Consider the following 17,786-nt stretch of genomic DNA (forward strand, 5'->3'; position numbering starts at 1 on the left):
GGTAATGGCGATAGCCTCCAGTGCCTACAAGAAAGCCCTCGAGGGCAGTCAGCAGCGCAAAGAAGTGCTGGTGAAAATTGATCGGGTAAGCAAGCAGTTCGACGAAACGCTGGCGGTCGATAACGTATCTCTCAATATTCACAAGGGGGAGATTTTCGCCCTGCTCGGCGGGTCCGGTTCCGGCAAATCGACCCTGCTGCGGATGCTGGCCGGTTTCGAGCGCCCGACTGAGGGGCGACTGTTCCTCGACGGGGTCGACATCACCGACATGCCCCCCTATGAACGCCCCATCAACATGATGTTCCAGTCCTACGCCCTGTTCCCCCATATGACGGTGGCCCAGAACATCGCCTTTGGCCTCAAGCAGGATGGCCTGCCCAAGGCCGAGATCGATGCTCGGGTGGAGGAGATGCTCAAGCTGGTGCAGATGACCCAGTATGCCCGCCGCAAACCGCATCAGCTCTCCGGTGGCCAGCGCCAGCGGGTGGCGTTGGCTCGCTCGCTAGCCAAGCGTCCCAAACTGTTGCTGCTGGATGAACCCATGGGGGCGCTCGACAAGAAGCTGCGTTCCAAGATGCAGCTGGAGCTGGTGGAGATCATCGAGCGGGTCGGGGTTACCTGTGTCATGGTGACCCACGATCAGGAAGAGGCCATGACCATGGCGGAGCGGATCGCCATCATGCACCTCGGCTGCATCGAGCAGATCGGCAGCCCGATGGATATCTACGAGACTCCGGCCAGTCGGCTGGTGTGCGAGTTCATCGGCAACGTCAACCTGTTTGACGGCCTGCTGGTGGAGGATGAGCAGGACCACGCCACCATCGCCTGCGCCGATCTGGAGCAGCCCATCTATGTGGGCCACGGCATCAGCTCCCGCGCCGAGAACAAGAAGGTGACCTACGCCCTGCGGCCGGAAAAACTGCTGATGAGTCTGCAAAAGCCGGAGGAGATCGAGCACCCGGACTTCAACTGGACCAAGGGTGAGGTCTATGACATCGCTTATCTGGGCGGTCACTCGGTTTATCACATCCAGCTGCCCTCGGGCAAAATCGTTCAGGCTTTCATCGCCAATGCCGAACGCCACGGCAAGCGGCCAACCTGGGATGACCAGGTGTTCCTCTACTGGGAAGATGACAGCGGCGTGGTGCTGCAATCATGAAGTTCTTGCAACGACTGAAGCGGGTCGGGGGGCGCCGACTGGTGATTGGCATCCCCTTCTTCTGGCTGTTCCTCTTCTTCCTGCTGCCCTTCGTCATCGTGGTGAAGATCAGTTTTGCTGAAGCGGATGTGGCGATCCCGCCCTACACCGACGTGGTGAGCTGGGCCGACAATCAGCTCACCATACTGCTCAACATGGGCAACTACCTGCTGCTGCAGGAGGATGAGCTCTATATCGCAGCCTATCTGGGCTCTCTCAAGATGGCCTTCGTCAGCACCCTGCTCTGCCTGCTGATTGGCTATCCGATGGCCTACTCCATCGCCCGGGCCAACAAGGAGACCCAGACCGTTCTGCTGCTGCTGATCATGATGCCGACCTGGACCGCCATTCTGATCCGGGTCTATGCGTGGATGGGGATCCTCAGTAACAACGGCCTGCTCAACAGCGTCTTGCTGGGGATCGGGGTGATCGACGAGCCGCTGCAGATCCTCAACACCAACCTGGCGGTCTATATCGGCATCGTTTACTCCTACCTGCCCTTCATGGTGCTGCCGCTCTACGCCAATCTGGTCAAACACGATCAGAGCCTGCTGGAGGCGGCCTCCGACCTGGGGGCCCGCAACCTGACCCGGTTCTGGCAGATCACGGTGCCGCTCTCCAAAAACGGCATTATCGCTGGCTGCATGCTGGTGTTCATTCCGGTGGTGGGGGAGTTCGTTATTCCGGAAATGCTGGGCGGCCCTGAGACCCTGATGATCGGCAAGGTGCTGTGGCAGGAGTTCTTCAACAACCGCGACTGGCCGGTTGCCTCTGCGCTGGCGGTAGTGATGCTGGCGGTGCTGATTATTCCGATCATCCTCTTCAACCGTAACCAGGCCAAAGAGCTGGAGGGCAAGGCATGATGAAGCGTTTCGGTTTTGCCAAACTGATGCTCTGGCTGGGGCTGCTGTTTATCTACCTGCCCATGATCATCATGGTGATCTACTCCTTCAACGCCTCCAAGCTGGTGACGGTGTGGGGCGGTTGGTCGCTGAAGTGGTACTTTGGCCTGCTCGATAACAAGCAGCTGATCGGATCTGTGTTCCGCTCGCTGGAGATCGCCTTCTACACCGCGATCGCTGCGGTGGCGCTGGGGACGGTGGCGGCCTTCGTGCTGACCCGAATTCCCCACTTCCGTGGTCGCACCCTGTTCGGCGGCATGGTGACGGCGCCGCTGGTGATGCCCGAGGTGATCACCGGTCTGTCGCTGCTGCTGCTGTTCGTGGCGATGGCCCAGCTGGTGGGCTGGCCCGCCGAGCGGGGCATGCTGACCATCTGGATCGCCCATACCACCTTCTGTACCGCCTATGTGGCGATCGTGGTGTCGGCGCGGTTGCGGGAGCTGGATCTCTCCATCGAGGAGGCGGCCATGGATCTTGGCGCCAAGCCGTGGAAGGTGTTCTTCCTGATCACCATCCCGATGATCGCCCCCTCGCTGGCGGCAGGCGGCATGATGTCGTTCGCCCTGTCGCTGGATGATCTGGTGCTGGCGAGCTTCGTCTCCGGCCCGGGCTCGACCACCTTGCCGATGGAGGTCTTCTCGGCGGTGCGGCTAGGGGTGAAACCCGAGATCAACGCGGTGGCCAGCCTGATCCTGTTGTCGGTATCGCTCTTTACCTTCGGCAGCTGGTATCTGATGGCCAGGGCGGAGAAGCTCCGTCGCGCCGAGATAGCCATGACCACCCAGATGCAGGCCGTCGTCTGACGCCATGATAAGATCCGCCTACTCTCGTCAACCTGGAGGATGAGTATGCGGATCTCCCTTTTTAGCGGTCGTGGCACCGAGCTGGTGCCCGGCCTCACCAGCGCCATTCACAAGCAACCGATCTCTGCACCAGTTCGCTGTACCTTTGCCGGTCTGGAAGGGGATGAACAGTGTGACCAGCGCCACCACGGTGGCCCGGATCGGGCGCTCCACTACTATCCGGCCGATCACTATCTCTGGTGGCAGACCTGGCAAACCGCGCTGGGCTTGCCTGCGCCACGCACACCCTGGCAACCTGCCGCCTTTGGCGAGAATCTCTCCGGTCTCGGGCTGACCGAGGTGCAAGCCTGCATTGGCGATGTCTATCGACTCGGCGAGGCGCTGATCCAGATAAGTCAGCCAAGATCCCCCTGCTTCAAGCTCAACCAGCGCTTTGGCTATGGCCAGATGTCGCAGGTGATGCAGCTGAATGGCCGTTGTGGCTGGCTGCTGCGGGTACTGGAGGAGGGCATGATCGCGCCTGACACGGCCATGGAGCTGGTAGACAGACCCTATCCCGAACTGACGGTGAAGCGCACGGCGGATATCCTGTTCAATCAGGTGCGCAATGAAGCGGATCTGCTGATGCTGCTGGAGAATCCTGCTCTCTCCCCCAACTGGCGCCAGCATGCAGCCGACTGGCTGGAGCATGGCACTGTGGCTGACTGGCAGCGCCGTCTGCTGGGGCCAGCATCCCTGCGCCTGGCCTGACGTCCGGTTGCCGGAATGTCACCAGCTGGCTGCAGTCCGGTAAACGGGTGAAAAGAGTGCTGAATAGTTGAGCAAATGGCACTTTTTTTCCTGCCAAACGCAAAAAAGGCTTGTGTCGGGTCTGGGCTTTCGGTAAATTCCCGTCCCGCAGACATCGGTGTGTAGCGCAGCTTGGTAGCGCACTTCGTTCGGGACGAAGGGGTCGGAGGTTCGAATCCTCTCACACCGACCAAATTTGAAAAGGCCGCTCAATAGAGCGGCCTTTTTGCATTTTCCTTCCAGTTACTCGGTTTTTCATTAGCTGCTGACCTGTTACCTGGCCAAGTGATCTGACTTGATGTATGCAGGGTCGAAGCAAGCCCACAGACATTAAAAGGGCCACCGCTCGGTGGCCCATCGGTGGAGTCTGATCCTGACTCCGGCACTCTAGATTGTGGCAATCTCGCTATGGGTCTTGTCTATGGTGCCCTCCTTGCGCGCCAGGCGCTTACTCAGATATGCCAGTGCTGATGCCGCAAAGCCTTGAAACTGTGTTGAGGCAGCAAGGCCGCGTGCTTGGGGTACTCACTAATGAAATGTTCTATTCCCTCCATCAGTTGTGCACGTAATGAAATAACGGGCTCATGCCAGGCTTGCAGGCATAGATGGCCGGGGATCAACTGCTCCTGATAATCTTCCAGCAGCTGTTCTGGCCAGGGTTCAATACCGGAATTGCGTTGCAGCAAATAGTGGGCGGCGGGTTCACGGGCATAAATGAACTGAATTTGGGCCAGATCGCGTTGGCATAGCGTTTGACTGTTGATATGACAGGTCAAATATTTTCCCGTTTTCAGATCCAGAAAGTGACCGCGTTGCCGACAGGGAACGATGCGATACCAAGGCAGGGGTGAGGAGAGAGAATACCCCTCAAGCTCCTGTTCCAACCAGTGGCGACACTCGGGTGTCTGCACCTCGTCGAGCATGGACTCGAGCTGTGTCAACAAGGCTCTGGATGGTTTGATGGCCAGTTTCGCACTCATCGCCTGCAATCCTCCCTCTGCACACAATCCCGACTATCAGTATGGACCTTGTTCGGCCAGAGGGGGTAAGGAATCTAATGATTAAAAGTAGATTAGCCGCGTGGTTTTTATGCACTAACTTGGTTCAACCCACCAGATAGGTACCAGTGCCGAAGGCGATGTGGGTGCCCTCTTCGTTGTGCAGCTCCATCCGGGCGACGGCCACCTTGCTGCCAGCCCGGATGATGTGGGCGGTGGCGATAAACTCGTTGCCGCGTCCCGGGCGCAGGTAATCCACCCGCAGATCGATAGTGCCTAGGCGGGCGAAGCGCTCCTTGAGATAGCTGGGGGAGAACTCCTCCAGCTCGTCGATGCAGGAGGCGGCGACGATCATGCCGCCCGCCACATCGAGCAGTGTGGCGGTGACGCCGCCGTGCAGGATGTTGTGGAAAGGGTTGCCGATCAGCTTGTCGTCCATCTTGATGCGCAGTTCCACCTTGTCGAAGTCGTAGTGGGTCACCTGCATGCCGATCAGCTTGTTGAACGGCATCTTCTCGGCAAACAGGTTGGCAATGCCACTGAGCGCCATCTTCTTGAGCATCTGTTTCATTCTCTGATCCCAATCCTTGTCATCAAAGCCGAGTAAAAACTCCAGCCAGTCTGCAACAGTTCCTTAACAGTCGCAATGGCAGGTTTATTGTGGGCGGCGGCTGCTTTAGAATGGCGACCCCAAAGGAGAGCCCATGACTGCGATTGCCGAAACCCTGCCAGATCCTCAGCCAGAGAGTCCGCTTGCCCTGCTGCAGGCGGTCTTCGGCTATCAGCAGTTTCGGCCGGGTCAGCTCGAAATCATCGAGCAGATCGTCGCGGGGCGCGATGCGCTGGTGCTCAAGCCCACTGGCGGCGGCAAGTCGCTCTGTTACCAGATCCCGGCACTGCTGCGGCCCGGGCTCGGTGTGGTGGTCTCTCCTCTTATTTCGCTGATGAAGGATCAGGTCGACAGCCTGCGCGCCAACGGCGTAGCGGCGGTCTACATCAACTCGGCCCTCAGTCGGGAGGAGATGATCCAGAACTTTGCCGCCATGCGTCGCGGCGAGATCAAGCTGGTTTATGTCTCCCCCGAGCGCTTGTTGCAGCACGAGTTTATGGATCGACTGGCCGAGCTGCCGCTCGGGCTGTTCGCCATCGACGAGGCGCACTGCGTCTCCCAGTGGGGCCACGATTTCCGGCCTGAGTATGCGGCGCTGGGGCGGCTAAAACAGTGGTTCCCGCAGGTGCCGGTGGTGGCGCTGACCGCCACTGCCGACGAGGCGACCCGCAGCGACATGCTCCACCGTTTGGAGCTCAACGATCCCTTTATTCACACTGCCAGCTTCGATCGCCCCAATATCCGCTACAGCCTGGTGGAGAAGTTCAAGGCGGCCGAGCAGCTGCTGCGTTACGTGCAGAGCCAGAAGGGCAACTGTGGCATCGTCTACTGCTCCAGTCGCAACCGGGTGGAGGAGGTGGCCGAGCGGTTATCCCGCCACGGCTGCAAGGCGGCGCCCTATCATGCGGGGCTGCCGCTCGAGCTGCGCCAGCAGACCCAGGATGCCTTCCTCAAGGATGACATCGAGATAGTGGTGGCGACGGTGGCGTTCGGTATGGGTATCGACAAGCCCAACGTACGCTTCGTGGTGCACTACGACATTCCGAAGAACATCGAATCCTACTATCAGGAGACCGGCCGCGCCGGTCGCGATGGCACCCCCGCCGAGGCGCTGCTGCTCTACGATCCCGCCGATATCGGCCGGGTGCGCCGCCTGCTCGACAACATCGAGAACCCGCAGCAGTTGCAGGTGGAGCAGTACAAGCTCAACGTGATGGCGGCGTTTGCCGAGGCGCAAACCTGCCGCCGTCAGGTGCTGCTCAACTACTTCGGCGAGTACAACGACAAGCCGTGCGGCAACTGCGATATCTGTCTCGATCCGCCCAAGAGCTATGACGGCACTGAAGATGCCCAGAAGGCGCTCTCCTGCGTCTGGCGGGTGGGCCAGAATTTCGGGGTGGGTTATGTGGTGGAGGTGCTGCGCGGGTCGCTGAACCAGCGCATCAAGGATCATGGCCACGATAAGCTGTCGACCTACGGCATCGGCAAGGATCAGAGCCACGAATACTGGATGAGCGTGATCCGCCAGCTGATCCACAAGGGGCTGCTGACCCAGAACATCACTCGCAATCTGGTGCTGCAGTTGACCGAAGCGGCCCGTCCGGTACTGCGTGGCGAGGTGAAGCTGGAACTGGCGGTACCCCGCCTGCAGCCCATCTCCAGCCGCAAGGAGAAGCGCAACGGTCTGCTCGATAACGCCAACTACGACAAACGGTTGTTCAAGGAGCTGCGCGGCCTGCGCAAGCAGATTGCCGAGGATGAAGAGGTGCCGCCCTACGTGGTGTTCAACGATGCGACCCTGGTTGAGATGGCTCAGCTGATGCCGATGACCGAAGACGAGATGCTGGCTATCAACGGTGTCGGTCACCGCAAGCTGGAACGCTTTGGCGAAGCCTTTATGGACCTGATCATCGACTACTGCCGTCGTTAGGGTCGATTAGGCAGCCTAATCGACCACGGTAAGCGCGGCTCGGAAGAACCTGGGGTCAGACGCGAGGTTATTTCAGGCTGGCGTAGAAGGCCGCCAGATTGTCGATATCCGCATCGGTCAGCGGCGCCATGAAGGGGTCCATCAAGGGCTCTTTGCGGGTGCCATCCTTGAACGCTTTCAACTGTTTCACCAGATAGGCGGCATTCTGACCCGCCAGATGGGGATAGTTGGGGATCATCGCCTTGCCTTCTACGCCGTGACAGGCGGCACAGACCGCCGCCTTGGCCTTGCCTGCCTCGATATCTGCAGCCTTGGCCTGATGACCCCACGCCAGTGCCAGCAAGGGCAGGGCATATACCCATTTTTGCATCTTCTTCTCCTTGAATTGAAAAATGATGGTTGCCAGTGAGCACAAGCATGGCTGACGGCAGTATAAAGAGTGACACGAGCATACGCAGGGACGAATGGCACAACCATGAAGTTGATCAACACTTTTGCGACCGAGCTGCCTTGGGCCTGTGAACCCGTGGTCCCCCAGCCGCTGCAGCAACCCCGGTTGCTTCATCTCAACCGGACTTTGCTGGATGAGCTGGGATTGGGAGGCGTCAGCGAGGCTGACTGGATCGCCTGTTGTGGCGAGGGAAAGGTGCTGCCAGGCATGCAGCCGGTAGCGCAGGTCTATGCGGGCCATCAGTTCGGGGGTTATAGCCCCCGGCTTGGTGATGGTCGCGCGCTGTTGCTGGGTGAGCAGCTGGCGCCGGATGGCCAGCGCTGGGATCTGCACCTGAAGGGGGCAGGAAAGACGCCGTTTTCCCGCTTTGGTGACGGTCGTGCCGTGCTGCGCTCCAGCATCCGCGAGTATCTCGCCTCCGAGGCGCTCCATGCCCTCGGCATCCCGACCACCCGTGCTCTGGTGCTGGTGGGGAGTCAGGAGCCCGTTTATCGCGAGCAGGTGGAGACGGGAGCGACCGTGCTGCGCACCGCCCCCAGCCATCTGCGCTTCGGCCATATCGAGTATTTCGCCTGGAGCGGGCAGGGAGAGAAGATCCCGCCACTCATCGACTATCTGCTGCGCCACCACTTCCCCGAGCTGGAGAGTGGTGCCGAACTGTTTGCCGAGGTAGTGCGCTGCACCGCGCGGTTGATCGCCAAATGGCAGGCTGCGGGCTTCTGTCACGGGGTAATGAATACCGACAACATGTCGCTGCTCGGCCTGACGCTGGATTACGGCCCCTACGGCTTTATCGATGCCTACGTGCCGGACTTTGTCTGCAACCACTCGGATCCGGCGGGTCGTTACGCACTGGATCAGCAGCCCGCGGTCGGTTATTGGAATCTGCAAAAACTGGCGCAGGCGCTGGCTGGCCATGTAAACGGTGATGCGCTGGCTGCAGCGTTGGCCCAGTATGAGCAGCAGCTGATGCTGCACTACTCCGAGCTGATGCGGGCCAAGCTCGGACTGGCAGTGTGGGAGGAGGATGACCCTGCTCTGTTCCGCGAGCTGTTCCGGTTGCTGGCGGCCCACAAGGTGGATTATCACCTGTTCCTTCGACGTCTCGGTGAGGTGACGCAAGAGGGGGCGTGGCCTGCGTCTCTGCTGGCCCTGTTGTCTGAACCTGGTGTTTGGCAGGAGTGGCTGGAACGCTATCGGGCGCGGCTAATGCGCGAAGGCAGCGAGGATGCTGTGCGTAAGGCGCAGATGGATGCCATCAACCCCAAGTATGTGCTGCGCAATGCGCTGGCCCAGCAGGTGATCGACGCCGCCGACGTAGGGGATATGCAGCCGTTTGAGCGGCTGTTCGCCGCCTTGCAGCACCCCTATGATGAACAACCCGAATATGAGGATCTCGCCACCCCGACTCCGGCATGGTATTGCGGTGGTGAGCTATCCTGCAGTAGCTGAGAGACAGGGAATGAGTTGGCAAATCAACAAACAGGTAGATAACGAAGCTGGCGTGGTGACGCTGGATTGTCCGGCGCTCGACTGGGACTCGTTTCCGCTGTTAGCGCAGGCCTTGCTGCGAGAGTGGGAGCTGCAGCCGCTCGAGCAGGATGCGGGGGCCGACCGCCATAGCTGGTTGCTGGAGTTTGAAGAGAGTCAGTTTCGGCTGGAGTATGAACACTACAGCGGCTGCTGGCTGGAGGCGGTGCGCCCGGTGGATCGGGAGGCGCTGCTCTGGCTCGCCAGACAGCACAAGGCGTGACTATCGCCCACAAGGCTTGCTCTGCCGCAGGCCAACCTGGACAAGCGTAATCGCATAAAGATTGAACTATCGGTTTTGGGGCGTATAATCTCGCCCCTCGATTATCGCCAATGGTGGCGATATGGGTTCCCTAACCCCATTAACCAAAAAGGTCACAAGATGAATCTGACCCCTGCGCAGTACCAAACGGCGCTCGTTCGCCTGTCGTTGTTCCACATCCTGATCATTGCCAGCAGCAACTATCTGGTGCAGCTGCCGATCACTGTGTTTGGCTTCCACACTACCTGGGGTGCGTTCAGCTTCCCGTTTATCTTCCTCGCCACTGACCTGACGGTGCGGATCTTCGGTGCCGGTCTGGCGCGCAAGATTATCCAGACCGTGATGTTGCCAGCACTGGCGGTCTCCTATGCGCTCTCCGTGCTCTTCTTCGAAGGGAGCTTCCAGGGTGTTGGTCATCTGGCCGAATTCAACCTGTTCGTGGCGCGTATCGCACTGGCCAGCTTTATGGCCTATCTGGTAGGGCAGTTCATGGATGTGGTGGTGTTCAACCGCCTGCGTCTGCTCAAGCAGTGGTGGATTGCGCCAGCGGCCTCCACCCTGTTTGGTAATCTGGTTGATACCATCGCTTTCTTCAGTGTGGCCTTCTGGCGCACCACAGATCCTTTCATGGCAGAGCACTGGGTCGAGATCGCAACCGTTGATTACGTATTCAAGTTGCTGATAAGCCTTGGTTTATTCGTGCCACTCTACGGTGTCTTGTTGCGCTACCTCAGCCGCAAGCTGGTGGGCGAGGCCGGATTATCCAGCCTGCAAACGGCCACCCGGCAAGCCTGACCAGATTGACCACCCTTCGCGGTGGTCAATTTTTTTGCACTTTCTGCAAATAGCGCTTGCCTAGTTAAATGAGAATGATTATTGTTAACTTGTTTTCCGGGAAAGACTTCATTTGTTCCAACGTGATGGACTTCTTGTGAAGGCACGACATTGCTCACATTGCTTCCAGTTAAGGGCCAGTTTATCTGGCCCTCTTTTTTTGTCATTTTTCAGCAAGTTGCAGGCATAAAAAACGGGAGCCAAGGCTCCCGTCGTCACGCTGTTTGTGGCTTACTCGATATCGAGTGCCTCGGGGGAGAGGATCACCCCTGTGGTATCGGCGTAGAGATGGTCGTCAGGCAGGAAGGTCACGCCACCGAAGTTGACCGGCAGATCGGTCTCCCCCACATCCTTGCTGTCGGCACCGACCGGAATGGCTGCCAGTGCCTGAATGCCGATATCCAGATCTTCCAGAATATCGACTTCGCGGACGCAGCCGTAGCAGACAATCCCTTCCCAATCGTTCTCGGCCGCCGTGGTGGCGATGTCGCTGTCGATCAGAGCTCGGCGCATGGAGCCACCGCCATCGATCAGCAAGACGCGACCCAGTCCGTTCTCTTTGACGAGTTCACGGATCAGGCCATTCGATTCGAAGCATTTGACGGTGGTGATGACGCCGCCGAAAGAGGCGCGGCCGCCGAAGGAGCAGAGCATGGGTTCAAGCACATCCACCATGTCCTGATAGATGTCGCACAGTTCGGAAGTATTGTATTCCATAGTGTCAAATCCACGGCTGGAAACAGGTGCAACCAGTATAAGGAGTGGGTGTGGCATTTCAATGAATATTCCTTGCACAGATCACCTGTCGCCGCTTTTCTGCATAAGCTCAATGCAGTTCACTGCCAGTTTGCGAGAGGTCTATCGTGCTTATCCGTCATAAGTTGATCCTGAATACCGTGCTGGTTGCCGTTGCCATGCTGGTACTGAGCGGCCTGTTTATCTACTCCAGCCAGGTGCACCGTCACCTGACCGAAGCCCAGCGCAATATCGACCAGCTGGAGATCGCCATGCTCAACTTGCGCCGGGCCGAGAAGGATTTTCTGATCCGCAAGGATATGACCTTCGTCGAGCGCTTCAATCAGGGGCTGTCTGACTTTCACCAGCACAACCGGGAGCTGGTGACCGATGACAATCTGGCGGCCGTCGAGGGGGAGCTGACCAGACTGGATCAGCAGATCAGCGGCTATGGCAAAGCCTTCAACGATCTGGTGGCCCAGCAGCAGAAGATTGGTCTGGGGCCGGAGGAGGGGCTCTATGGCAAGCTGCGGGCGGCGGTGCATGAGGTGGAGAATGGGCTCAAGCAGCTGGATCAGCAGGGGCTGCTCATCACCATGTTGCAGCTGAGACGGGCGGAGAAAGACTTCATGCTGCGCTCCGATATCCAGTATCTGGAGCGTTTCGAAACCTTGCACAAGAGTTTTCAGGATAGCCTTGCCACTTTGCCGGAGGCGGGTCGCGGCAAGCTGGAGCAGGCCAGCAAGCAGTACCGGCAGGACTTTGTGGCGCTGGTGCAGGGGATGCAGATACTGGGGCTGAAAGAGGATGAGGGGCTGCGCAACCAGATGCGGGATCTGGTGCATCAGACCGAACAGGGGTTTGCCGCCGTTGATCAGCACATTGTCGCTGAGCTGGAGCGGCAGAGCGCTCGCCTCAACAGCCTGATGCTGGTCTGTGGCGGGGTGATTGTGGTGCTGATCGCCATCATGAGCGTGTTGCTGGGGCGCAGCATCGACCGTCCCATTACTCAGGTGAATGATACCGTCAACCGCATTCGCCAGGATAATGACCTGCGCCTGAAGATAGAGCTGCGCGGGGCAGATGAAATGTCCCAGCTGGCAGGTAATCTCGACGTGATGCTGGACGGGTTTCGCAACCTGATTGGCGATGTGAAGCAGAGCGTGCACACCCTGACCGAAGCGGCGGATCACCTCTCGGCCAACGTCAAGCGCACCAGTGAAGGGGCGGCGCGCCAGCTGCAGGAGACCGACATGGTGGCGACCGCGTCCACCGAGATGGGCTCCACCATCGAAGAGATCGCCCGCAACACCGAGCAGGCGGCCAACAATGCGCAGGCGACCAACAACAAGGCGATGGAGGGGCGGACTGCGGTCGAGAACACTGTCGAGCAGATCCGCTCGCTGGCGGGCAATCTGGAGAGTTCATCCCGTGAGGTGAGCCAGCTGCAAAAAGAGAGCGAGACCATCGGCTCCGTGCTCGACGTGATCCGTGGTATTGCCGAGCAGACCAACCTGCTGGCTCTCAACGCGGCCATCGAAGCAGCCAGGGCAGGGGATCAGGGGCGTGGCTTTGCGGTAGTAGCCGATGAGGTGCGCAATCTGGCCATCCGTACCCAGAAATCGACCCAGGAGATCGCCGGCATCATCAGCTCGCTGCAGAAACAGACCGGCAGCATCGTCGAGGTGATGGCAACCTGCCGCGAGCAGGGCAACCGCAGCTCGGATCAGGCCAGTACTGCAGGGGAGTTGCTGGGGCAGATCACTCAGGATGTTACCAACATCATGGACATGAGCACCCAGATTGCCGCCGCCATCGAACAGCAGAGTCTGGTGGCCAACGAGGTGAACCGCAACGTCAACAACATCCGCGACATCGCCCAGGAGTCGAGCATCATGGCGGAGGAAAATGCGAGATCCAGCGAGGGCCTCAACGAGCAGGCCCAGCTGCTCAACAAGGCGGTGGCAAAATATCGGGTTTAGTGAGCGGACTGGCATCCTTGTGAGGTTTTTGCACCAGAGTGGCAATGATTTGATCGTAATGGCTGTTATTGGGGTAATTCGCTCATATAATCGCCGCCACTATGATGATTCGGAAGGATTCGATGGCAAAGTTGCTGGTGGCCGTATTCGGGCTGCTCTGTTCCTGTCTGGTGTTGGCAGGTTCGGCGCCTCAGGCTACCCCACTCAAGCCCGGTATGGAGCCGCTACTCAGCTGGTTCAACGGGGCCTTTACGAGCCGGGAGCAGGCCAGTTACGACAGCCGCTTTACCAGTGCCGAGCTGCGCCTGATGGAGATCTGGCCCGGCTATCAGGGCTATCGCTGGGTCTATGCCGAGCAGTATCTTAGCATGCGCTCCATCCGCCCCTTTCGCCAGCGTATTTATCGCTTCTCACCCGCCCCTGACGGGCGGATCCTGATGGCAGAGCTGACCATGCCTCGGGCTACCGATTTTGCCGGTGCTTGGCATGATCCCGCCCTGCTCGACAGTCTGACCCCACAGCAGCTCTCCTTGCGCCACGGTTGCGAGATCTGGCTGACACGCACTCCCTCCGGCGAATATGCCGGTCACACCCGGGTGGGCCACTGCTCCACCGATTTTGGTGGTGCCACGACGCTGGTGCAGCATATCTGGATTGGCCCCGACAGCGTCAGATTGCTGGATCGCGCCTATGACAACGCAGGGAGCCCGCGCTGGGGGAGCCCGGGTGAGGGGTATGTCTATTTGCGTCGTTCCAGAGGGTTTGGCCAGTAGGGGAGAGTACGTCTGGCTGCGGGAACATGAAGGATGAAAAACAGGGATCGTAAAAAAGGCGCCCATTGGGCGCCTTTTTCAGAATTCTTCAGAAGTAAAATTACTTCTTGGTGGTCATCGCACCGAAACGCTTGTTGAACTTGTCTACGCGGCCGCCGCTAGAAACTTCTTTCTGCTTGCCGGTGTAGAACGGGTGGCACTCGGAGCACACGTCCAGGTTCAGATCTTTACCGATGGTAGAGAAAGTGTTGATGACGTTACCGCAAGAGCACTTGGCGGTGATGGCTACGTAGTCAGGATGGATACCAGCTTTCATGGACAACCTCAATTAATAGGCCGTGTCGCCATCCGATCTCTTGTCGGACACCACACGATTGTTGAACACAGTTTCAAAGGCTGCGAATAATATAGGAAATGCCTGAGATCAGGCAAGTGGCTTCGCAGAAAAAATAGGCAACCCCTGGTGAATTCTTCCCAAACGCTGGATCTGGTTCGTGTCGCTGTCCCGGTGCCGCTACGCCGTCACTTCGACTATCTCTCTCCCCTGCCGTTACCTGCCCTCGGTTGCCGGGTCGAGATCCCTTTCGGTCCCCAGACCCTGGTCGGGTTGGTGGTGGATCATCCGGCTGACAGCCAGGTGCCCCGCAACAAGCTCAAGCCCATCAAGCGCGTACTCGATGCGACGCCGGTGCTGGGGCCGGATATTCTGGCGCTGATGAACTGGAGCGCCAGCTACTACCAGCATCCGCTGGGGGAAGTGCTGCCCCACGCCCTTCCAGTGCTGGTGCGCAAGGGGGAGCCTGCCGCCTATCGTGAGCTGGAGTTCTGGTTTGCCACCGAGGCGGGCATGGCCATCGACCTTAACGAGCTCAAGCGGGCGGCCAAGCAGCAGCAAGCGCTCGCCCTGCTGCGCAAAGGGCCGCAGACCCCCTCCGCCCTCAAGCAGGAGGAGATCCAGAGCGCCGCTCTCACCGCGCTGGAGAAGAAGGGGCTGCTGGAGAAGCGCTCGCTGGAGCCAAGCCATGACGGCGACTGGGCTGCCCGTTTTGAACCGGGGGAGGGGCTGTGCCTCAATGGCGAGCAGGCGCTGGCTGTCTCTGCCGTTACCAGCCAGAGCGACAAGTTCGGTGCCTTCCTGCTGGATGGCATTACCGGCTCCGGCAAAACCGAGGTGTATTTAAGCATCCTTGAGCCCTTGCTCAAGGCGGGCAAGCAGGCGCTGGTGATGGTTCCGGAGATCGGTCTCACCCCGCAGACCATCAACCGCTTCCGGCGCCGCTTCAACGTGCCGGTGGTAGCGATGAACTCCGCCATGAACGATCGGGAACGGCTCGACGCCTGGCTCGCCTGCCGCGACGGTGGCGCCGCCATCCTGATCGGCACCCGCTCGGCGGTGTTCACCCCGTTTCACAACCTCGGCATCATCATCATCGACGAAGAGCACGACGGCTCTTTCAAGCAGCAGGACGGTTTTCGCTACCACGCGCGAGATCTGGCGGTGATGCGGGCTCATCGTGCCGGTATCCCCATCCTGCTTGGCTCGGCTACCCCGTCCCTGGAGACATTGCACAACGCCCGCACCGGCAAGTATCACCACCTCACCCTGACTCGCCGCGCCGGCAATGCCCAGACCGCCCGTCAGGTGATCCTCGATATCAAAAACGTGCGGCTGCAGGCCGGGCTTTCCCCCCAGCTGGAGCAGCTGATGGCAGAGCATCTGGCGGCGGGCAATCAGGTGATGCTGTTTCTCAACCGCCGTGGCTATGCCCCGGCTCTGATTTGCCACCAGTGCGGCTGGAGCGCCGCCTGCGAGCGCTGCGACGCCTGGTACACCTGGCATCAGGCCGGACGACGGCTGCACTGCCACCACTGTGACAGCGTGCGCCCCTTGCCCCACCACTGCCCCGAGTGTGGCAGCAACGAACTGATCGGATCGGGAGTGGGCACCGAGCAGCTGGAACAGCTGCTTACCACGGTTTTCCCACAATATCCGGTGGTGCGCATCGATCGGGACAACACCCGTCGCAAGGGGGAGCTGGAGACCCATCTCGGCGACATCAAGGCGGGCAAGTACAAGATCCTGATCGGCACCCAGATGCTGGCCAAGGGCCACCACTTCCCGGATGTGACGCTGGTGGGTCTGCTGGATGTGGATGGTGCCCTGTTCAGCGCCGATTTTCGCGCCGCCGAGAAACTGGCCCAGCTCTACACCCAGGTGGCGGGCCGCGCCGGTCGCGCCAGCAAACCCGGGTTGGTAGTGCTGCAGAGCCACCATCCGGAGCACGCCCTGCTGCAGGATCTGACCCAGAATGGCTACGGCCACTTCGCCGATACGGCGTTGAAAGAGCGCCGCCTGCTGGGGCTGCCGCCCTTCAGCTATCAGGGGCTGTTCCGCGCCGAGGCCAATGGCCGTGACGAGGTGCAGCTGTTCCTCGCCCGCCTCGCCGATACCCTGCGCAGCGCCCGCTATCCCCACGTTCAGGTGCTGGGGCCCATCAGCGGCTTTATGGAGCGCAAGGCTGGCAAGTTCCGCATGCAGTTGCTGGTGCAGGGGCCGAACCGGGCACCGCTGGCCCAACTGCTGGATTGGGCGGTTAAGGAGCTGGAAGGCTGGCCTGAGACCAAAAGGGTGCGCTGGAGTCTGGATATCGACCCCACCGAGCTGAGTTGATGGTGGCACCGGCGCCGGTCGCTGGCAGTTATCGTCAGCGACCGATGGGTGATTTCATTTCAAGGCTCAGACCCGCAGATCGATCTGCTGCACCCAGCCTCCTTTACCCTGTTCGGTGAGATAGAGGCCGGATTGGCGCAGCACCCCCTGATTGCCGCTCTCCCCCAGATGGTTGAAGGGGGTGTCGAGGGGGCGCAGCAGGATGGCGCCGATCCCCAGTTCGACCAGAGCTATAGGTGCGTGCTCGGGATGCCAGAACTGCAGGGCTGAAAACTGGCTATCCCCTTCATCCAGCACCCCGTTGCCATCCTCATCCAGGGTTGCCAACTCGTCGAAGCCATTGCCGGAGCGTGCACCAAACAGCTCGCCCCCATCGTCTATGGTGCCGTTGCCATTGCGATCCAGCGCCACAAAGCCGCTCCCTTCCCGCAGACCCGGCAGGCTATCCTCCTTGCCATCCTGATCAATATCGAAAGTGACCCGTGCCTCGGTCAGATCGGCAATCTTGCCATCCAGACTCAGCACCAGCGGATCTTTGAGGGCATTGAGGGTGGTGCGCCGCTGGCTCACCTCCAGCTGGCGCCAGTCGAGCATAAAGCCGAGATCGAGCTGAATAGTCTGACCATCCCGAGTCGCTACGCTGGCCGATGCCACCACGTTGAGTTGCTCCTGCTGCAGCAGGGTGTCAGTCACCTCCACCTGTTGATCCGGCTCGGCGGCTTGAGCCGCGGCGTCTCCTTGGGTCACTCCATCGCCTCCCTCTTCGGAGGGTTTGATCGGCTTGGGCAGCTCGATCTCGTGGCCCAGCATCGCCTCAATCATCAGCTTGATCAGCCGCTGGCGGTTATCCAGTCCATCGTCGGGAATACCATCCTGCTCTTTGCCGACGTCCGCTGCGGGCGGGGTGGGAGGTGTTGCAGCTTGCTTGCTGGCGGCTGATTGCCTCGCGGTTTGCAGCGTCAGGGCGCTGGTGAGGGTCAGGGTGCTGCTGCGTTCGCCGACCACTGCCGCGTTGTTGCCTTCCGGTGGATTGACGACGGGTGGCACGGGCCCAAGATTGCGCACCTTGCGGCTCTGGACCTGCTGTTGCCGGTATTGCACCTCCCCCTGGAGGTCGTAGTGATCGATGCGCATACATTCGCCCTCGGCGCTATACATCTGGTCAGTTATCGACCAGCGAATGAGCAGGGCTTAACACCAAATCGGACTAATCAGGGAGGTGGTTAGTACTAGGTTGCAAGGTGGTGGCGTGGCAGGATGGCAAGAGACTGGATGGTGGCGCTGTAGTTGAACATTTTCAGGTAACGCGGCGCACTCT

General features: G+C 59.8%; 17 protein-coding genes and 1 tRNA gene. 12 read left to right on the forward strand and 6 right to left on the reverse strand.

Annotation, left to right across the window (positions count from 1 at the left end; all coding sequences use genetic code 11):
* Nucleotides 1-4: 4 nt before the first annotated feature.
* From potA to I6L49_RS16655, 5 genes are all read left to right on the forward strand, one after another.
* A complete protein-coding gene (potA, locus tag I6L49_RS16635; RefSeq protein WP_005340704.1) occupies nt 5-1,159 on the forward strand; it encodes a polyamine ABC transporter ATP-binding protein in 1,155 nt (384 codons plus the stop codon).
* The gene (locus I6L49_RS16640) at nt 1,156-2,061 is read left to right on the forward strand and encodes an ABC transporter permease subunit (RefSeq protein ID WP_005340703.1); all 906 of its coding nucleotides are present in this window, start codon (nt 1,156-1,158) and stop codon (nt 2,059-2,061) included. The genes potA and I6L49_RS16640 overlap by 4 nt, the downstream gene beginning before the upstream one ends.
* Nucleotides 2,061-2,903 (forward strand): ABC transporter permease subunit, encoded by an 843-nt coding sequence (locus I6L49_RS16645; RefSeq protein WP_216951676.1) that lies wholly within the window; start codon nt 2,061-2,063, stop codon nt 2,901-2,903. Before I6L49_RS16640 ends, I6L49_RS16645 begins: the two co-directional genes overlap by 1 nt.
* 45 nt (nt 2,904-2,948) lie before the next feature.
* Nucleotides 2,949-3,653 carry an MOSC domain-containing protein gene (locus tag I6L49_RS16650; protein WP_216949967.1) on the forward strand — a complete coding sequence of 235 codons (705 nt, stop codon included), beginning with the start codon at nt 2,949-2,951 and terminating at the stop codon, nt 3,651-3,653.
* A 155-nt stretch (nt 3,654-3,808) separates the two neighbouring features.
* Nucleotides 3,809-3,885: transfer RNA gene (locus tag I6L49_RS16655), tRNA-Pro, on the forward strand.
* Nucleotides 3,886-4,144: 259 nt separating this feature from the next.
* Here I6L49_RS16655 and I6L49_RS16660 read toward each other — a convergent pair.
* Nucleotides 4,145-4,672 carry a hypothetical protein gene (locus I6L49_RS16660; RefSeq protein WP_005356927.1) on the reverse strand — a complete coding sequence of 176 codons (528 nt, stop codon included), beginning with the start codon at nt 4,670-4,672 and terminating at the stop codon, nt 4,145-4,147.
* A 124-nt stretch (nt 4,673-4,796) separates the two neighbouring features.
* A complete protein-coding gene (locus I6L49_RS16665; RefSeq protein ID WP_042054246.1) occupies nt 4,797-5,261 on the reverse strand; it encodes a thioesterase family protein in 465 nt (154 codons plus the stop codon).
* Nucleotides 5,262-5,394: 133 nt separating this feature from the next.
* Between I6L49_RS16665 and recQ the strand changes: the two genes are divergently transcribed.
* A complete protein-coding gene (gene recQ / locus I6L49_RS16670; protein ID WP_216949968.1) occupies nt 5,395-7,230 on the forward strand; it encodes an ATP-dependent DNA helicase RecQ in 1,836 nt (611 codons plus the stop codon).
* A gap of 67 nt (nt 7,231-7,297) precedes the next feature.
* On the opposite strand, the gene I6L49_RS16675 is transcribed toward recQ, so the two are convergent.
* Nucleotides 7,298-7,600: a cytochrome c gene (locus I6L49_RS16675; protein WP_005340687.1), complete on the reverse strand. Its 303-nt coding sequence runs from the start codon at nt 7,598-7,600 to the stop codon at nt 7,298-7,300.
* A gap of 105 nt (nt 7,601-7,705) precedes the next feature.
* Here I6L49_RS16675 and I6L49_RS16680 point away from each other — a divergent pair, with 105 nt between their 5' ends.
* The 3 genes from I6L49_RS16680 to I6L49_RS16690 all read left to right on the forward strand — a co-directional run bounded on the left by I6L49_RS16680 (nt 7,706) and on the right by I6L49_RS16690 (nt 10,268).
* Entirely contained in the window at nt 7,706-9,133 is a 1,428-nt protein-coding gene (locus tag I6L49_RS16680) for a YdiU family protein (protein ID WP_216949969.1), read from the forward strand.
* Nucleotides 9,134-9,143: 10 nt separating this feature from the next.
* Nucleotides 9,144-9,434, forward strand: a complete 291-nt coding sequence (locus tag I6L49_RS16685; RefSeq protein ID WP_216949970.1) for a DUF3630 family protein — start codon at nt 9,144-9,146, stop codon at nt 9,432-9,434.
* Between the two features lie 159 nt (nt 9,435-9,593).
* The gene (locus I6L49_RS16690; protein ID WP_005340680.1) at nt 9,594-10,268 is read left to right on the forward strand and encodes a 7-cyano-7-deazaguanine/7-aminomethyl-7-deazaguanine transporter; all 675 of its coding nucleotides are present in this window, start codon (nt 9,594-9,596) and stop codon (nt 10,266-10,268) included.
* Between the two features lie 270 nt (nt 10,269-10,538).
* Here I6L49_RS16690 and rraA read toward each other — a convergent pair whose 3' ends face one another.
* Nucleotides 10,539-11,024 (reverse strand): ribonuclease E activity regulator RraA, encoded by a 486-nt coding sequence (gene rraA, locus I6L49_RS16695; protein WP_005340678.1) that lies wholly within the window; start codon nt 11,022-11,024, stop codon nt 10,539-10,541.
* 146 nt (nt 11,025-11,170) lie between these two features.
* Between rraA and I6L49_RS16700 the strand changes: the two genes are divergently transcribed.
* Both I6L49_RS16700 and I6L49_RS16705 read left to right on the forward strand, forming a co-directional pair.
* Nucleotides 11,171-13,024 carry a methyl-accepting chemotaxis protein gene (locus I6L49_RS16700; RefSeq protein WP_216949971.1) on the forward strand — a complete coding sequence of 618 codons (1,854 nt, stop codon included), beginning with the start codon at nt 11,171-11,173 and terminating at the stop codon, nt 13,022-13,024.
* Nucleotides 13,025-13,146: 122 nt separating this feature from the next.
* A complete protein-coding gene (locus I6L49_RS16705; protein ID WP_216949972.1) occupies nt 13,147-13,797 on the forward strand; it encodes a chromophore lyase CpcT/CpeT in 651 nt (216 codons plus the stop codon).
* Nucleotides 13,798-13,897: 100 nt separating this feature from the next.
* Here I6L49_RS16705 and rpmE read toward each other — a convergent pair whose 3' ends face one another.
* Complete coding sequence (gene rpmE, locus I6L49_RS16710; protein WP_005340673.1) at nt 13,898-14,113, reverse strand: 50S ribosomal protein L31; 216 nt, start codon at nt 14,111-14,113, stop codon at nt 13,898-13,900.
* Nucleotides 14,114-14,260: 147 nt separating this feature from the next.
* On the opposite strand from rpmE, the gene priA reads away from it, so the two are divergent.
* On the forward strand, nt 14,261-16,468 hold the full coding sequence (priA, locus tag I6L49_RS16715; RefSeq protein ID WP_216949973.1) for a primosomal protein N': 2,208 nt from the start codon (nt 14,261-14,263) through the stop codon (nt 16,466-16,468).
* A gap of 66 nt (nt 16,469-16,534) precedes the next feature.
* On the opposite strand, the gene I6L49_RS16720 is transcribed toward priA, so the two are convergent.
* Nucleotides 16,535-17,626 carry a hypothetical protein gene (locus I6L49_RS16720; protein ID WP_216949974.1) on the reverse strand — a complete coding sequence of 364 codons (1,092 nt, stop codon included), beginning with the start codon at nt 17,624-17,626 and terminating at the stop codon, nt 16,535-16,537.
* Nucleotides 17,627-17,786 lie beyond the last annotated feature (160 nt).

It is taken from the genome of Aeromonas sp. FDAARGOS 1419 (genome assembly GCF_019047045.1).
GTDB lineage: Bacteria > Pseudomonadota > Gammaproteobacteria > Enterobacterales > Aeromonadaceae > Aeromonas > Aeromonas veronii.

Bases quoted from the DNA above. Each gene is read 5' to 3' on its own strand.
- rpmE (WP_005340673.1), bottom strand. From the start codon at position 14,113: ATGAAAGCTGGTATCCATCCTGACTACGTAGCCATCACCGCCAAGTGC.
- I6L49_RS16665 (WP_042054246.1), bottom strand. From the start codon at position 5,261: ATGAAACAGATGCTCAAGAAGATGGCGCTCAGTGGCATTGCCAACCTG.
- rraA (WP_005340678.1), bottom strand. From the start codon at position 11,024: ATGGAATACAATACTTCCGAACTGTGCGACATCTATCAGGACATGGTG.
- I6L49_RS16720 (WP_216949974.1), bottom strand. From the start codon at position 17,626: ATGTATAGCGCCGAGGGCGAATGTATGCGCATCGATCACTACGACCTC.
- I6L49_RS16685 (WP_216949970.1), top strand. From the start codon at position 9,144: ATGAGTTGGCAAATCAACAAACAGGTAGATAACGAAGCTGGCGTGGTG.
- I6L49_RS16690 (WP_005340680.1), top strand. From the start codon at position 9,594: ATGAATCTGACCCCTGCGCAGTACCAAACGGCGCTCGTTCGCCTGTCG.
- I6L49_RS16645 (WP_216951676.1), top strand. From the start codon at position 2,061: ATGAAGCGTTTCGGTTTTGCCAAACTGATGCTCTGGCTGGGGCTGCTG.
- I6L49_RS16660 (WP_005356927.1), bottom strand. From the start codon at position 4,672: ATGAGTGCGAAACTGGCCATCAAACCATCCAGAGCCTTGTTGACACAG.
- I6L49_RS16705 (WP_216949972.1), top strand. From the start codon at position 13,147: ATGGCAAAGTTGCTGGTGGCCGTATTCGGGCTGCTCTGTTCCTGTCTG.
- I6L49_RS16650 (WP_216949967.1), top strand. From the start codon at position 2,949: ATGCGGATCTCCCTTTTTAGCGGTCGTGGCACCGAGCTGGTGCCCGGC.
- I6L49_RS16680 (WP_216949969.1), top strand. From the start codon at position 7,706: ATGAAGTTGATCAACACTTTTGCGACCGAGCTGCCTTGGGCCTGTGAA.
- I6L49_RS16675 (WP_005340687.1), bottom strand. From the start codon at position 7,600: ATGCAAAAATGGGTATATGCCCTGCCCTTGCTGGCACTGGCGTGGGGT.
- I6L49_RS16640 (WP_005340703.1), top strand. From the start codon at position 1,156: ATGAAGTTCTTGCAACGACTGAAGCGGGTCGGGGGGCGCCGACTGGTG.
- potA (WP_005340704.1), top strand. From the start codon at position 5: ATGGCGATAGCCTCCAGTGCCTACAAGAAAGCCCTCGAGGGCAGTCAG.
- recQ (WP_216949968.1), top strand. From the start codon at position 5,395: ATGACTGCGATTGCCGAAACCCTGCCAGATCCTCAGCCAGAGAGTCCG.